This is a genomic window from Achromobacter sp. NPDC008082 (assembly GCF_042957345.1).
GTDB lineage: Bacteria > Pseudomonadota > Gammaproteobacteria > Burkholderiales > Burkholderiaceae_B > Achromobacter > Achromobacter kerstersii_A.
Genome location: NZ_JBIBIB010000007.1, coordinates 428,517 through 444,314, shown reverse-complemented (window position 1 = coordinate 444,314; position 15,798 = coordinate 428,517). Strand labels below are relative to the sequence as shown.

The 15,798-nt window shown below is 66.2% G+C and carries 10 protein-coding genes; 8 read left to right on the top strand and 2 right to left on the bottom strand.

The genetic code is table 11. From position 1 onward, the window contains the following. Window positions 1-224 precede the first annotated feature (224 nt). From ACFZAI_RS28130 to ACFZAI_RS28105, 6 genes are all read left to right on the top strand, one after another. Window positions 225-3,149, top strand: coding sequence for an autotransporter domain-containing protein (locus tag ACFZAI_RS28130; RefSeq protein ID WP_391570133.1), 2,925 nt, complete (start codon window positions 225-227; stop codon window positions 3,147-3,149). A 135-nt stretch (window positions 3,150-3,284) separates the two neighbouring features. Continuing rightward, window positions 3,285-4,055 (top strand): endonuclease/exonuclease/phosphatase family protein, encoded by a 771-nt coding sequence (locus ACFZAI_RS28125; RefSeq protein ID WP_391570131.1) that lies wholly within the window; start codon window positions 3,285-3,287, stop codon window positions 4,053-4,055. Further along, on the top strand, window positions 4,052-5,254 hold the full coding sequence (gene clsB / locus ACFZAI_RS28120; RefSeq protein WP_391570130.1) for a cardiolipin synthase ClsB: 1,203 nt from the start codon (window positions 4,052-4,054) through the stop codon (window positions 5,252-5,254). Before ACFZAI_RS28125 ends, clsB begins: the two co-directional genes overlap by 4 nt. Continuing rightward, window positions 5,251-6,255, top strand: a complete 1,005-nt coding sequence (locus ACFZAI_RS28115) for a lysylphosphatidylglycerol synthase domain-containing protein (RefSeq protein WP_391570129.1) — start codon at window positions 5,251-5,253, stop codon at window positions 6,253-6,255. The genes clsB and ACFZAI_RS28115 overlap by 4 nt, the downstream gene beginning before the upstream one ends. A gap of 54 nt (window positions 6,256-6,309) precedes the next feature. Continuing rightward, window positions 6,310-7,443 carry a DUF3182 family protein gene (locus tag ACFZAI_RS28110; RefSeq protein ID WP_391570128.1) on the top strand — a complete coding sequence of 378 codons (1,134 nt, stop codon included), beginning with the start codon at window positions 6,310-6,312 and terminating at the stop codon, window positions 7,441-7,443. Beyond that, window positions 7,430-8,188: an alpha/beta hydrolase family protein gene (locus tag ACFZAI_RS28105; protein ID WP_391570127.1), complete on the top strand. Its 759-nt coding sequence runs from the start codon at window positions 7,430-7,432 to the stop codon at window positions 8,186-8,188. The genes ACFZAI_RS28110 and ACFZAI_RS28105 overlap by 14 nt, the downstream gene beginning before the upstream one ends. A gap of 34 nt (window positions 8,189-8,222) precedes the next feature. Here the strand turns inward: ACFZAI_RS28105 and ACFZAI_RS28100 are convergent, their stop codons facing one another. Then, window positions 8,223-8,621, bottom strand: a complete 399-nt coding sequence (locus ACFZAI_RS28100) for a PRC-barrel domain-containing protein (RefSeq protein WP_391570125.1) — start codon at window positions 8,619-8,621, stop codon at window positions 8,223-8,225. Window positions 8,622-8,720: 99 nt separating this feature from the next. Beyond that, window positions 8,721-10,490 carry a thiamine pyrophosphate-requiring protein gene (locus tag ACFZAI_RS28095; RefSeq protein WP_391570124.1) on the bottom strand — a complete coding sequence of 590 codons (1,770 nt, stop codon included), beginning with the start codon at window positions 10,488-10,490 and terminating at the stop codon, window positions 8,721-8,723. A gap of 286 nt (window positions 10,491-10,776) precedes the next feature. Here ACFZAI_RS28095 and glgA point away from each other — a divergent pair, with 286 nt between their 5' ends. Together glgA and ACFZAI_RS28085 are read left to right on the top strand one after the other, a co-directional pair. Beyond that, a complete protein-coding gene (gene glgA / locus ACFZAI_RS28090; protein WP_391570123.1) occupies window positions 10,777-12,369 on the top strand; it encodes a glycogen synthase GlgA in 1,593 nt (530 codons plus the stop codon). Window positions 12,370-12,406: 37 nt separating this feature from the next. Next, window positions 12,407-15,778, top strand: coding sequence for a maltotransferase domain-containing protein (locus tag ACFZAI_RS28085; RefSeq protein WP_391570121.1), 3,372 nt, complete (start codon window positions 12,407-12,409; stop codon window positions 15,776-15,778). Window positions 15,779-15,798 lie beyond the last annotated feature (20 nt).

Here is a 15,798-nt window from a genome sequence, read left to right as displayed (position 1 = left end):
ATCCTGATGCCGGACGCATGCCTCCTGCCGTCTTGTGCGATTTATTTCCCACCGTCTGCGCCATGGCTTTAAACAATGCCCGCCGTGATTGCTGCCGCCCCTATAACTGTTGAAAAGCGAATATGCCTCCTTATCCTCTGAAAAGACAGTCGACAATCCTCGCCTTGCGTGCGATGGGCCTGACTGGCGCGTATGCGCTTAGTTTGTTATCGGCGTCGCCCGCGATGGCCCAGTCGCCCGTCTGGAACGGAACGCAAAGCAGCCAATGGCAAAATGCGCAGAACTGGTCGTCGAATACGCTTCCGACCAATGGGGACGTGGTCTTCATCAACAGCGTGACGGCCAATGCGCCCGTCATTGATAACGTCAGCGTGCAGGCCGGCACCCTGTTTTTGGGCGCGGTGGGCGGGCCTGCGCTCACCGTGCAAAATGGCGGACAGCTAAGCAGCAGCACAGCGATTATCAGCAATTCCAATAATGGTCTGGTTCCTGGCATGGAGCTTGAATCCGGCACGGCCACCATCACCGGCATGGGTTCGACATGGACGGCCGCGTCGTTCAACGTGGGCTTTATTGGCACCGGCACGATGACGGTGTCGTCGGGCGGGCAAGCCATTTCGTCACAAACCGCCATGGTGGGCGCCAATAGTGACGCAGTGGGCACGCTGAACATCTCGGGCGCGGGCACCTTTTGGCAGTCCGGGCAGCTCACGGTGGGCGCTGACGGCAAAGGCACCTTGATGATGTCCGATCAGGCAACGGCGCAAATCACCAGTCTGCTGGTGGGGGCAAACACAGGTTCCATCGGCACGGCGCAACTGATCGGCGCCAACACGTCGCTACAGACAACCATCGACGTCTCGGTGGGCGCGGGCGGCAACGGTACGCTTGAAATCCGGGATGGCGCCACCGTCACCGCCGGCGCGCGCACCAGTATTGGGATCAGGAATGGCGGCGTCGGGACGGTATTGATCTCGGGCGCCGGCAGCCGCTTGTCATCGTTGAATAATTATGTCGCGGTAGGCGTCCAAGACGGGTCCAAGGGCACGCTCGCAGCCAGCAACGGCGCGGTCGTTGACGCGTACCAGCTCATCGTCGGCTACGAAGCCGGCAGCCAAGGCGCCGTGACCGCCGACGGCGCAAACACCAAGCTGAAGACATCGGGCGCGTTTCTGGTCGGCTTTCTGGGCGATGGCGTCACCACCTTGACGAACGGCGCCACCATCGAGACCCCCAACCGGGTGCGCATCGCCGATTCGGCAGGTTCGACCGGCGTCTTGAACATCGGCGCGGCCGCAGGCGATGCCGCCACCGCGCCGGGCGACGTGCAGGCCGCGCTTGGCGTGCGCTTTGGCAATGGGGATGGCAAGCTGGTGTTCAACCACACCGGCGCCGACTACCAGTTCAACAGCCCCATCAATTCCATCAGTCCGGGAATGGGCGTCATCAACGTGCTGGCGGGCAAGACCACCCTGACCGGCGATTCAAGCGGCTTCAGCGGCCAGACTCAAGTGCTGGGCGGCACCCTGGCCGTCAATGGCGTGCTGGGCGGCGGCCTGACCGTGGCCAGCGGCGCGACGCTGCAAGGCGGTGGCCAGGTCGGTACGACCCTGCTGCAAAGCGGCGCGATTCTTGCGCCGGGCGTGGCCGGCACGACCTTGAAAGTAGCCGGTGACCTGACGTTCTCACCCGGCACGGTCTATCAGGTGACGGCGGATTCGCAATCGTCCGCAAGCTCGCGCGTAGCCGTTACCGGCACGGCGAATCTGGCGGGGTCGGTGGTGCATGTGGGCCCGGACAGCGGCTTTCAGACGCAACGGCAATACACCATCCTGACGGCAGGCGCGGTCAACGGGCAGTTCGGCGCGGTGACCTCGGGTTACGCCTACCTGGACCCGGCCTTGCAATACGACGCGCAGAATGTGGTGCTGCAACTGGGCCGCAAGCAAGTGCCGGTGGACCCGGGGTCGCCGCAAACCCCGGACACGCCCACCCGCCCCATCGCCTTCGCCGACGCCGCGCAAACGGGCAACCAACGCGCCGTCGCCAATGCGCTGGACAGCCTGCCGGCCAACAACGCCCTGCACAATTACATCCTGACCTTGCCTGAAGGCGCGACGGCGGCCGCGTTCAACAGCCTGTCGGGCGAAGCCCACGCAAGTGTCACGTCGACGCTGACCGGTTTGAACACCACCGTGCGCACCGTGCCGTTGTCGCACCTGCGCGCCAATCTGGGCGCGGGCATGGCGCCGGGCGCGCCCACGGCGCAAGCAGGCGGCACCTTGTCGGCGTCGGCGCTGCCCTCTTCCGCCGCGCAGCCCGCCTGGGCCGAAGTCATCGGCAACTGGCAGACCCTGAAAGGCAACAGCGATGCGGGCCAGGTGCGCCAGAACACGGGCGGCGTCTTCGCCGGCGTGGATCATGCTTTGGGCGGCGGCTGGCGCCTGGGCGGCGCATTGGGGTTCACCGATGGCAATGTGCGCGTGGACGACCGCTCGTCCAAAGCGGACGTTGCGGGCTATACCGCGGCGCTGTTTGGCGGCAAGGTGTTTGAAGCCGGCCCCGGCAAGCTGAACCTGATGGCGGGCGCGTCTTACACCTGGCACGACATCTCCACCGAACGCTACGCCAGCGTGGCCGGCGCATCGCAAAAGTTGACGGCCGATTATGGCGCCAGCACCACGCAGCTGTTCGGCGAACTGGGATACGCGCTGCCTGTGTCGGACCAGACCCGTCTTGAGCCCTTTGCCGGCCTGGCGTGGAGCAACACGCGCACCCGCGGGTTCGCGGAGTCGGGCGGGTCAGCCGCGCTGCGGGGGCAAAGCAATAGCGACACGCAGACCACCAGCACGCTGGGCTTGCGTGCGCTGACGAACTTTACCGTGGGCCGCACCGAAAGCCGTCTGCAAGCCACACTGGGCTGGCGCCATGCCTTTGGCGATGTGCTGCCGCAAACCACCATGGCGTTTGACGGCGGCCAAGCCTTCACCGTTGCCGGCGCCCCCATTGCCCGCGATGCCGCCTTGGCGGAGCTGGGCGTGGAAGCGGCCATTACCAAGAACGCCACCATCGGCCTGACCTATAGTGGTCAATTCGGCGGCGGCAACCGGGAAAATGCGGGTTCGCTGCATATCACCTGGAAGTATTGACGGCGGACTCGTCCTGAATGCCCGCCCCCGCGCGGGCTGTCATGGCAACTTCTACGCCCGGGCGCTCCCCGGGCGTAGCCGCATTCCAGGCACGATACTTGCGGACGAGCGGAATTTTCCACGCCCGGAGAGTTCATGCCCGCCCCCAACGACGATTCCCCACGGACGTTGACGGTGCTGACCGTCAACACCCATAAAGGATTCACCAGCTTCAACCGGCGTTTCATGCTGCACGACCTGCGTGAAGCCTTGCGCACCGCAGCGCCGGATGTGGTGTTCCTGCAAGAGGTGCTGGGCGAGCACCAGACGCACGCCGAACGGCATCCCCATGCCTGGCCTGCCTTGTCGCAGTACGAGTTTCTGGCCGACACCCTGTGGACGGACTTTGCCTACGGCCGCAATGCGGTGTATCCGGCCGGGCATCACGGCAACGCGATCCTGTCGCGCTACCCCATCGAGCGCTATGAAAACCATGACGTGAGCGTCGACGGCCACGAAGGCCGGGGCCTGCTGCATTGCGTGCTGCGCATCCCGGAGTACGCCACGCCCGTCCACGCCATTTGCGTGCATCTGGGCTTGCTGGAACGCCATCGCGGGCAGCAGTTGAACGATCTGTGCGAACTGGTTGCGCGCGAAGTGCCTGACGGCGAGCCCCTGTTGATTGCGGGCGACTTCAACGACTGGCGCCTGAATGCCGACCGCCTGATGCGCGGCTGCGGCACGCAGGAGGTCTTCACGACGCGGCTGGGCCGCCCCGCCCGCACCTTTCCCGCCCGCTGGCCGCTCTTGCGGCTTGACCGCATCTACGTGCGCAACGTGCGCGACTGGCGGCCGGTCCCGCTGGCCTCGCGGGTGTGGTCGCGGCTATCGGACCATGTGCCGATCTCGGCGGAGATTGCGCTATGAATACCGTGAACCTGGGATGGCGCGAAGGCAACCGCTACACGCTGCTGGAAAATGGCGAGGCGTATTTTCCCGCCGTGAACCGCGCCATTGATGGCGCGCAGAAAGAAGTGCTGGTTGAAACCTTCATTCTGTTTGACGACAAAGTCGGCCAGGCATTGCAGCAGACGCTGATTGCGGCCGCCCGGCGCGGGGTCAGCGTCGACCTGCTGGTGGACGGCTACGGCTCGGACGAGCTGACTCCTGAATTCATCGGCGCCATGACGGACAGCGGCGTGCGCGTGCACATATTTGATCCGCGCCCACGGCTCTTGGGCGTGCGCACCAACGTGTTCCGCCGCATGCACCGCAAGATTGTGGCGGTGGATGGCGTGTGCGCCTTTGTGGGCGGCATCAACTATTCGGCGGACCACCTGCCGGACTTCGGTCCCGAGGCCAAGCAGGACTACGCCATACGCATAGAGGGGCCGCTTGCCGTGGATATCGCCGACTACGCGCGTGCCGCACTGGACCGCCCCCGCCCGCGCCGGTGGCGGCGCACCCCGAAAGACTCCATGCCCGAAGGCGACGGCGGCGGCCGGCTGGTGGTGCGCGACAACATCGAACACACCACCGACATTGAACGCTACTACCGCGCCGGCCTGCGTTCGGCCAAACAGGATGTGCTGATCGCCAACGCCTACTTCTTTCCCGGCTACCGCCTGCTGCGAGAGCTGGCCAAGGCCGCGCGGCGCGGCGTGCGCGTGCGTCTCCTGCTTCAGGGCGAGCCGGACATGCCGGTGGCCCGCCTGGCCGGCACCATGCTCTACGACTACCTGATGAGCGCGGGCGTCGAGATCCATGAATATTGCAAGCGCCCGTTGCACGGCAAGGTGGCCGTGGTGGATGACGACTGGTCCACCGTGGGTTCCAGCAACCTGGACCCCTTGAGCCTGGCCCTGAACCTGGAAGCGAACGTGGTCGCCCGTGACGCATCGTTGAACCAGGCGCTGCGAGCCAGCCTGGAACACCTGATCGCGCATGACTGCAAGCCCGTACCCGTCAAACCGCAACCCAAGTGGGCGCTGCGCCGCTTCTGGATCGGGGTGGTGGTGTTCCACTTTCTGCGGCGCTTTCCGGCGTGGGCGGGTTCTTTGCCGGCCCACAAGCCCCGCTTGCGCACCATTGCGCCCGGTACGCCGGGTGAAGGCGAGGCCGCATGAGGGTCTACCGCACAAACTTCATGCGATCGATGCGCCACCGCTGGCCGCGCATCAAAAAGGTGCTGCCCTGGCTGATTCTGGCCGTGGTGTCGGGCCTGCTGTTCTACTTCGGCCGGTCGGTTGATTGGCCGCAAGTGTGGCAATCCATGCGCCGCATTCCCGGCGACGCCATCCTGATGGCCGGGGGCTTTGTCGTGTTGGGCTACCTGAGCTATGGCGCGCTGGACCTGCTGGCGCGCCGCTACACGAAGCACAAGCTGCCCTGGCCGACGGTGCTGGGCGTGGCGGTTGTCAGCTATGCGCTGAACCAAAGTCTGGGCGTGCTGCTGGGCGGCCTGGGCGCACGCTTGCGTCTGTATGCCCGCTTGGGTTGCCGCAAAGCCCTGGCCACACGGGTGGCCGTGTTCTCGGCGGCCTCCAACTGGATCGGCTACGCCTGGGTGGCGGGCGCGGTGTTTGTCAGCGGCGCGCTGCCTGTGCCCGCAGGCTGGGAAGTCGGGACAGGCGTGTTGCGGCTGATCGGCGCAGGGATGCTTGCGGCGGGCATCGCTTATGTCTGGGCGTGCGCCCGAGCAACCACACGATCAGCCACGTTGATGGGCGAACACATCTCATTGCCGGGCGGCCGCATGGCCGTCATGCAATGCGTCACGGCCGGCCTGTCGTGGCTATTCATGGGCGCGGTGGCGTATGTGCTGCTGCAAGGCAAGGCGCCCTATCCCGTGGTGCTGGGCATCTTGCTGTGTTCGAGCTTTGCGGCGGTGCTGACGCGCGTGCCGGGCGGGCTGGGCACCACCGAAGCCATCTTTGTGGCCGTGCTGGCGCCCAAGATCCCGTACTCGGAAGCACTGGGTGCGGCGCTGGCCTACCGTGCCTGCTATGCGCTGGCCCCGCTGTGTCTGGCCTTGATTGCCTTTCCGCTGATTGAAGCCGGTATCGCGTGGCGCAAGCGGCAAGCGCCCGGCACGCCCTTGCCGGGGCAGCAGAAACCGCAATTATGAGGCCCGAATGACTACGCCCCCCACCCAGGCACGCCCTTTGCTGATCCCGTCCCTATGACACCCAAACCGCCCCCCTCCGTCTCCGATCTTGTCGTCGCCTACCCGCGCCGCGCCACCGCGTCGGAGCACGAGATTGCGTCGCAAGAAGCGCTGGCCTCCCGGCTGGCCGCCTTGCTGGGCCGCCGTTTCGACCCCCACTTCCGGCCCAGCCGCCACCGAGGCGAGCCCCCGCCCTATTACGTGCCTGACCGCACCATCATTGGGGTAGCGCGCGCCGGCCGCCTGGGCATTACGCGGGCGGCGGACCTGTACGGCGGCGTGGCCCCGCATTCCTTCGTGGCGGGCAAGGCCATCACCCATGGGCTGATCGGGCCGCAGGCCAAGGCGCCCAAAGCCTGGGTCGCCAGCCTGGCCGATGCGCTGCGTGACGTGGTGCTGGCGGGTTACACGGCCTTTACCCCGCAGGACGCCGAAGCCGCCGGGATGGCGCTGCTGAAGCACGGGCCGCTACGGATCAAGCCTGTTGACGCCAACGCCGGACGCGGGCAGGTGGTGGTGCGCAACGCCGACGAATTACGGGCGGGGCTGGCCGAGCAATCCGCCGCCGTCATGCGCCGGCTGGGGCTGGTGCTGGAAGAAGACTTGAAAGAGGTCGTCACCTACAGCGTCGGCTGGGCGCGGGTAGGAAAAATGGAAATTGCCTATGTGGGCACGCAGTCGCTCACGCCCGACAACCAGGGCGTGTCGGTCTATGGCGGCTCGGAATTGCGCCTGGCGCGCGGCGGGTTCGACGCCTTGCGCGCGCTGGACTTAAGCGAACACGAACGCCAGGCCGTCGCCATGGCCTGCCAATACGACACGGCGGTGTCCACCGCCTACCCGCAACTGTTCGCCTCGCGCCGCAATTACGACGTGGCGTTTGGCGTGGGCGCATCCGGCCAAGCGCGAGCCGGGGTGCTTGAACAATCCTGGCGTGCGGGCGGCGCCAGCCTGGCCGAACTGGCCGCCATGCAGGCGTTTGCCTTGTCGCCTTCCATGGCGTCGGTGCGCGCCGCCACCCGGGAACGCTACGGCGAAGACGCGCCTCGCCCCATCCCGCAGCATCTGGTCTTTCATGGCGTGGATTCCGCCGTGGGCCATATCAGCAAGTCGGGCGGCGTACTGGAGGATGCCGATGGCGGCGCATAGTGACCCCATCGCCTTGGAGGTTGACGGCCAGTCGCTCGCCGGCACCTTCCTGACGCCCGAAGACAAAGTCCCGGGCGTGTTGTTCATCCACGGTTGGGGCGGCAGCCAGGAATTTGATTTGTCGCGCGCCAAGGGCATTGCCGCCTTGGGATGCGTATGCCTGACCTTCGACCTGCGCGGCCACGCCGCGACCCGCGAACAGCAGATGCAAGTCACCCGCGAAGACAACCTGCGCGATGTGGTGGCGGCCTATGACCGCCTGGCGTCGCATCCGTCCTTGGATTCGGGTTCCGTGGCGGTGGTGGGCAGCAGCTATGGCGGGTATCTGGCCGCGTTGCTCAGCAATGTGCGGCGGGTGCGCTGGCTGGCGCTGCATGTGCCGGCGCTGTACCTGGATGATGAATGGCTGCTGCCCAAGAACCAGCTGAACCGCGACACCTTGCGCGCCTACCGCAATAGCTATGTGCCGCCGGAGTCCAATCGCGCGTTGAAAGCCTGCGCGGATTTTGGCGGGGACGTGCTGATTGTCGAGGCGGAACACGACACCTTCATCCCGCACTCCACGATCATGAGCTACCGTTCGGCCTTCCGCCGTTCGCATTCGCTCACGCATCGCATTCTGGACGGCGCCGACCACGCGCTGACGGAAAAATCCGCGCAGCGCGCGTACACATCCATTCTGGTGAACTGGGTAACCGAAATGGTGACCGGCGCGCGGATGGGAGACCCGCGCCCGGTGCCGTGACGCGATGCCCGGACCTGCGTCCGGGCGTCCGGTCTTACCAATAGATGTCCTGCTTGTAGTACGTATGCAGGTCGCGCGCCCACGTCTCGTCAGCCATGGCCGGCCAGTTGTCCTTGTCAAAGCCCGGCGCGTTCTTCAGCGTTTCCTTGTCGACATTCAACACGAAGCACTTGCGGTCCGTGTCCAGCGTCAACGCGGCCCAGGGAATGGCGAACAGCTTGTCGCCAATGCCCAGCACACCGCCGCGCGACAGCACCGCATAGGCCACCCGGCCGCGCGGCACGTCGATCATGATGTCCTTGATCGAGCCCAACTCTTCACCCGCCGAGTTGTAGACGTCATTGCCTTCCAGCGTATCCGCCGCCATGACCTGCGGGCCAGGGCCGCCAGGATTGCTCTTGGGGCCGCCCACGATATTGGTCTGGTTTTCCATGGTCTATCTCCTTTGCCGGGCAAATGCCCTGCGTTGTGGTGGTAGGAATCGTCTTATCCGCAAGCGCCGTGCCACACGGCGCGCGGCATCTGCGTGGGCTTAACTGGCCCACCATTGCTTGATCGTGGCGCGTAGTGCGGCCGCCCCGGTGGCGGCGTCTTCTTTGCGCAGCGCGGTCATGTAGGCCGCGAATTGCTTGCCCGAAATATGTGGCGGCATGGGCGGCACCTCGGGGTCGGTCACGACTTCCAGCACCACGGGCCGGTCGGCCGACAGCGCGCGATCCCACGCGGGGCCGACCTCATCGGGTTCAGTGACGCGGATGCCTTCCAGACCCAGCATGCGTCCGTAGTCCGCATAGGAAAATTTGGGCAGCCACTGCGAATCCCCAAAGCGCGGGTCGGCGCCCATGACGCGTTGTTCCCACGTCACCAGGTTCAAATCGCCATTGTTCAGCACCAGCACCACCAGGGTCGGGTTGGCCCAATCTTTCCAGCGGTGCGCAATCGTGATCAGTTCATTGATGCCCAGCATCTGCATGGCGCCATCGCCCACCAGCGCCACCACCGGCCGCCCGGGGTGGGCAAGCTTGGCCGCCAACGCGTAAGGCACGCCGCACCCCATGCTGGCCAGCCCGCCCGAGACCGAGCCCATCATGCCTTGGCGCAGATGCACGTCGCGCGCATACCAATTGGCCGACGACCCGGAATCGCAGGTGACGATGCACTGCGGCGGCAGGCGGCGCGACAGTTCCAGAAACGGCCGCTGCGGGTTCACGCCCTTGGCCTCGACCATGGCGCGCGACACCACGGTTTCGCGCCAGCGCGCGACCTTTTTTTCGATGCCTTTCAGCCACCGGTCGGCAGGCTTGGCTTGCAGTTTCGGCAACAAGGCTTGCAAGGTCAGGCGCGCATCGCCGACCAGCCCGGCCTCTACCGGATAACGCAAGCTAAGCCTGCGGCCATCGATATCGATCTGCACCGCTCGCGCCTGCCCTTCCTTAGGTAAAAATTCCGCGTACGGGAAAGACGTACCCACCATCAGCAAGGTGTCGCACTCGTTCATCATTTCCCAGCTCGGCTGCGTGCCCAGCAGGCCGATGGCGCCCGTCACATACGGCAGCTCGTCAGGCAGCACGGCTTTGCCCAGCAAGGCCTTGGCTACGCCCGCGCCCAGCCGTTCGGCCACGGCGCGCACCTCGTCCGAGGCCTCCAGCGCACCTGCCCCCACCAGCATCGCCACGCGTTCTCCCTGGTTCAGAATGGACGCCGCATTGTCCAGCGCCGCTTCGGGCGGCACGGCGGCATGCGAGGTCAGGCCGATACCGGTGTGCACCGTGCCATGTTCGCGCGGGGGCACTTCCACGGCTTCCAGGTCTTGCACGTCGTTGGGGAAAATCAGGCAGGTCACGCCCCGGCGTTCCATGGCGATACGCATGGCGCGGTCAACCATGTGGCGCGCCTGTACGGGGGACGTCACCATGTGCACGAAGTCATGCGCCACGTCTTTGAAGAGGCTGACCAGGTCCACCTCCTGCTGATAATCGCCGCCCAGGGCGCTGCGCGCCTGCTGGCCGACGATGGCCACGACGGGCTGGTGGTCAAGCTTGGCGTCGTACAGGCCATTGAGCAGATGGATGGCGCCGGGGCCGGAGGTGGCCAGGCAAACGCCGACCTGGCCGGTGAACTTGGCATGCGCGGAGGCCATGAACGCCGCGCCCTCTTCGTGACGCGCCTGGACAAACTCCAGCTCCTTGTTCTTGCCGAACGCGCCAATCAGCCCATTGATCCCGTCGCCGGGATAGCCGAACACGCGTTGCACGCCCCATTCGCCCAAGCGGGCCAGGACAAAGTCGGAAACAGTTTTCAAGTTGGGGCTCCTTGGTAGTTGCCGACCGTGGTTGCGGACGGTAGTTGCGGACAAGATCCGCCGACGCCGCAATCCCCATGCCTGCGCGCTGCCGCGCCAACCCCCCACCCCTGAATGCTGCGCTGCTCCCAAATTTACAAACACCAGCAACAACGACGCCTCTCCCGCCCCGCCGCCCCGCAGGGTTTCACCTGATCGGCTCAGGCACGTCACTTGCGCATTAGAAGACTTACGGAATCGGGCCCCCTTTTTCAGCGGCCTTCCGACTTTCCCCGGAGCAAGAAGCATGGCGACGACGATACTCATAGTGGCAGCCGAAGCGTTCCCCTTGGCGAAGACGGGCGGTCTGGGCGACGCCATCACCGGCATGGCGCGTGCGTTGATCCAACGCGGCGTTCCCGCAACCATCCTGCTGCCCGCCTACCGCGGCGTGGCCAAGCGGCTGGATAGCGCGCATGAAGTCGCGCGGCTGGAAGATTTGCCTGGTGGCGACGCGCGCTTGCTCGCCGGCGTCTGCCCGACCTCCGAGCTGCCGTTCCTGCTGCTGGAAAACGACGAGCTCTATGACCGCGCCGGCCTGTATGTGGATGACGAGGGCCAGGAACACCCCGACAACGGCCTGCGCTATGCCGCCCTGTCGCACGCCGCCGTGCGCATCGCGCGTGGCTTGCCCGGCCTGCCGCGCCCCGACGTGGTGCACGCGCACGATTGGCACGCGGCCCTGGCGCCCATGTTGATACGTGAAGCCGGTATTACCGACGTCAAGAGCGTGCTGACCATTCACAACCTGGCGTTCCAAGGGCAATTCCCGCTGGAAGATGCCGCCGCGTTTGGCATCCCCCCGGCGTGCCGCGGCGAACACGCGACCGTCGCCTGGGACAAGCTCAACTTCATGAAGGCGGGTATCGGGTACGCCGACCGGGTCACCACCGTCAGCCACACCTATGCCCGCGAAATCCTGACGCCCGCCTTCGGCTGCGGCCTGGACGGTTTGTTGCGAGAACGCGCGCCCGACCTGATGGGCATCCCGAACGGTATCGACACCGCGCTGTGGGACCCGTCGCGCGACCGGCACCTGGGCTCGCTCCAATACCACTCGGGCGACCTGGCGAACAAGCGCCTGTGCAAGGCGGTGCTGCAACGCGAATTCGGCTTGCTGCAAGACCCGAACGCAACGCTTGTCGTGATGGGCAGCCGCTTGACCGAACAGAAAATGGCGGACGTCGCCGCCGAAGCCTTGCCACGCGTGCTGGAAACGCATCCCGACATGCAGGTCGCCATTCTTGGCCAGGGCGACCGCCGTCTGGAAAACGCGCTGAAGGCGCTAGCGGTGCAGTACCCGCAGCGCTGCGCCACCCGCATTGGCTACAACGAAGCGGGCGCACACCGCCTGCATGCGGGCGGCGACATTCTGCTGCACGGCAGCCGCTTTGAACCCTTTGGCCTGACGCCGCTTTACGCCATGCGCTATGGCACCGTGCCGATCGGCTCGCGCGTGGGCGGCATGGCCGACACCATCGAAGACCCGGGCGCCGACACCCCGCTGACCGCCATGGCGTTTGCCAACGGCTTGCTGTTTGACGGCGACCACGCCGACGCCATGGCCAACGCGCTGTCGCGCGCCATGCACCTGCGCAAGCATCCGATGCTGTGGCGCGCGATGCAGCGCAACGCCATGAGCACCGACTTCAGCTGGCAACGCGCTGTCGGGGCGTATGAGGAACTGCTGGCGTCCCTGGCATCCACCGAAGACGCCCAAGAACAAAGCTCGATACCCGGCGAAGACCAAGGCCGAGCCGCCGTTGCCGTCACGCCGGCAGCGGAACCTGACCGCAACCGGCGCCCCCGTCAGGCGCGGGGCTCGATGATGCCGGTCTAAGACAAACCCGAAGGCGAAACCAAAAGGCAAACCCCGCATGGCTATCCGCCCCCACCTTCCCACGCCCGCCCTGTTGCGCATCTGCCATGCGCAACAGGGCTTTGCGCGCTTACCTGGCGCCGCCGCTGGCCGGGATACCGACCCGGATGGCGACGCGAATGGCCGCGCAGGCGGCAGCCCCACGCCCGACGCCCGGCTGGCGCGCATTCAGCAGGCGGGATTCAACGCCGTGCTGATTCCGCCGCCCTGGTTGCAAGCGGCGGATGCGCAAACGCTGGCGCCGGTTGATGCCGACTTGAGCCCGACGGGAAGCGGCACGGAACCTATCGTCGACACCTACGCGCGGCTGGCGCGCGCCGCGTCGGCGCACGGGCTGGCGCTGATGGTGCGTGTGGCATTTGATCGGGTGTCGGTGCACGCCGCCGCCTCGACCGCGCCATCCGGTTGGTATCACGCCCGCGCCGACGACCCGGCGCGCGACCCGCGCTTGCCCAGCCGCGAATGGGGCGTAAAGACGCTGCACGCGCCGCCGCCGGACGCCTTTGCAGAGGCGTGGTCGCGCCGCCTGAACGGCTGGGCCGATGCGGGCGTGTCGGGATTTTTGTTCGAAGCGCCGCAATGCCTGCCCGCCGCAACGTGGCAACACCTACTGGCCCCGCTGCGTGAACGGGACACGCCGGCACGCTGCCTGGTGTGGACGCCGGGCTTGACCCCCGAGCAGGTGGCCGCCTTGGCCGGCGCGGGCTTTGACGCAGGGTTTTCGTCGCTGGCGTGGTGGGACTACAAGGCTGCGTGGCTGGCCGACGAGGCGCGCCGGCTGAGCCGTCTGGGTCCATTTCTGGCCAGCGCGTCGCCGCTGGATGGCGGCCCGGGCACGCCCGCCGACCGCCGCCGCGCCTGGGCCGCCGCGTTTACGGCGGCAGGCTGGATGGCCAATGAATCCGACATCGACGCGCTGGCCGATGCTTCCGGCGTCAACCGCTGGCTGGCCGAAACCGACCCGCCCGCGTCATTGCCCCGCTTGCTGGGCGGACGCGACGGCCGCGCGACGCTGATCTTGCGTGATGCCTCAAGCGGTGTAAGCGGCACAACCGGCGTAAGCAGCGCAGGCAGCACAACCGGCGCAACCGGCATTCTGGCGCTCAACCCATCGGCCACCGCCCCCGCCCATATCGATTGGGACGCCGCCGCGCCCAGCTTGCCGCCCGGCGACATTCAGCCGCAGCACGAGACCGACGCGCCTGCGCTCGACCGCGCCACGCTGCCCGCGGCCGATTGCGCGCTGCTGGTCATTAACCCCATGCCGCCGGTGCGCGAGGCCTCGCGCCATCCCGGCCCGCGTACCGAGGGTGGCGCCGGCCTGCGCATCGCAATCGAAAATGTGTCGCCCGCCGTCAATGACGGCGCCCTGCCCATCAAGTGCGTGGTGCATGAACGCGTCGTAGTGCAGGCCGACCTGCTGATGGACGGCCACGACCGTATCGCGGGCGAACTGCGTTGGCGCGCAACCGACGAAGCCGGCTGGCGCTATGCGCCGCTGGCGCTGGTTAACAATGACCGCTGGCAAGCCAGCTTTCGGCCGCGCCGCATCGGCCCGCATGAGTTTCAGGTGGCGGCATGGTTCGACGCCTGGGAAACCTATCGCCATGACATCGAAGTGAAACATCACGCAGGCGTGGACGTGCGCCTGGAGGTGGTTGAAGGCGTCTTGCTGCTGCACGAAGCCGAAAAGCGTGCGGGCAAGGGTTCGGGTGTTGAAGGCAGCGTAGCGGTCATCAAGCACGCGTTGGCCGCGCTGCCCCAGGCCAAGCCCAACGCCAAAACCGCCATCACGTTGGACGACACGCCGCCCACCGACGAGCAGATCGCCCTCTTGCTCAGCCCCGAACTGGCCCGCGCCATGCGCGAGCTGGACGCGCACCCGTTCGAATCTGTCACGCCCGAGCCGTTCCCCGTTTGGGTGGACCGCCCCGAAGCCTGCCACAGCGCCTGGTACGAGCTGTTCCCGCGTTCGCAGGCGCGCGAACCCGGCCGCCACGGCACCTTTGATGACGTCATTGAGCGCTTGCCCGACATCCGCGAAATGGGCTTTGACGTGCTGTACCTGCCGCCCATCCATCCCATCGGCCTGCGCAACCGCAAGGGGCCGAACAATAGTCTGATTGCCGGCCCGGACGATGTGGGCAGCCCCTACGCCATTGGTTCTGCCGATGGCGGGCACGACGCGATTGAGCCCAAGCTGGGCAGTTTGCAGGACTTTCTGCGCTTGGTGCGCGCGGCCGAAGACCACGGAATGGAGATGGCGCTGGACTTCGCCATCCAGTGTTCGCCCGACCACCCCTGGCTGGCCGAACACCCCGACTGGTTTTCTTGGCGGCCCGATGGCTCGTTGCGCTATGCCGAGAACCCGCCGAAGAAGTATCAGGACATCGTGAATGTTTCGTTCTATGGTTCGCCGCCCCGCCGCGCCCGCAAGCTGGCGCTGTGGCGCGCGCTGCGCGACGTGGTGCTGTTCTGGGTGGACCAAGGTGTGCGCATTTTCCGCGTAGACAACCCGCACACCAAGCCGCTGCCCTTCTGGCAATGGCTGATCGCCGAAGTGCATGGGCAGCACCCCGATGTGCTGTTCCTGTCTGAAGCGTTCACGCGGCCCAAGATGATGTACCGGCTGGCCAAGGTGGGGTTCACGCAGTCGTACACCTACTTCACGTGGCGCAATGAGCGCGCCGAGCTCCAAGCCTATCTGGAAGAGATTTCGCAGCCGCCGCCGGCCGACTTCTTCCGTCCGCATTTCTTTGTGAACACGCCCGACATCAACCCCGTGTTCTTGCAGACCTCGGGCCGGCCGGGCTTCTTGATTCGTGCGGCGCTGGCGGCGATGGGGTCGGGGTTATGGGGCTTGTACAGCGGTTTCGAACTCTGCGAAGCCGCGCCGGTGCCAGGCAAGGAGGAATACCTCGATTCCGAAAAGTACGAACTGCGCCCGCGCGACTGGCATCAGCCCGGCAACATCCGCGCCGAGATCACGCGCCTGAATCACATCCGCCATGCCAACCCCGCGCTGCAAACCCATCGTGGGCTGACGGCGATGGCCAGTGGCAACGACCGCGTGCTGGCCTTTGTGAAAGCCACGCCGGGGCTGGGCAATGTGGTGCTGACGGTGATTTCGCTAGACCCGTTCCACCCGCAGACCGCCTACGTGGAAACGCCTTTCTGGCTGTTTGACGTGAGTCCCGGCGCAAGCTCCGGCGCAACCCCCGGCGCAGAAGCCCGTGCAACCCGCCCCGATCACCTGGAAGCCGAAGACTTGCTGACGGACACCCGCGACACCTGGCGCGATGCGACGCGCGCGGTGACCTTGTCCCCCGATCAACCCTATCGCATCTGGCGGCTGTCGCTTAATGGCTGACGCCGCCCGGAGCCCATACC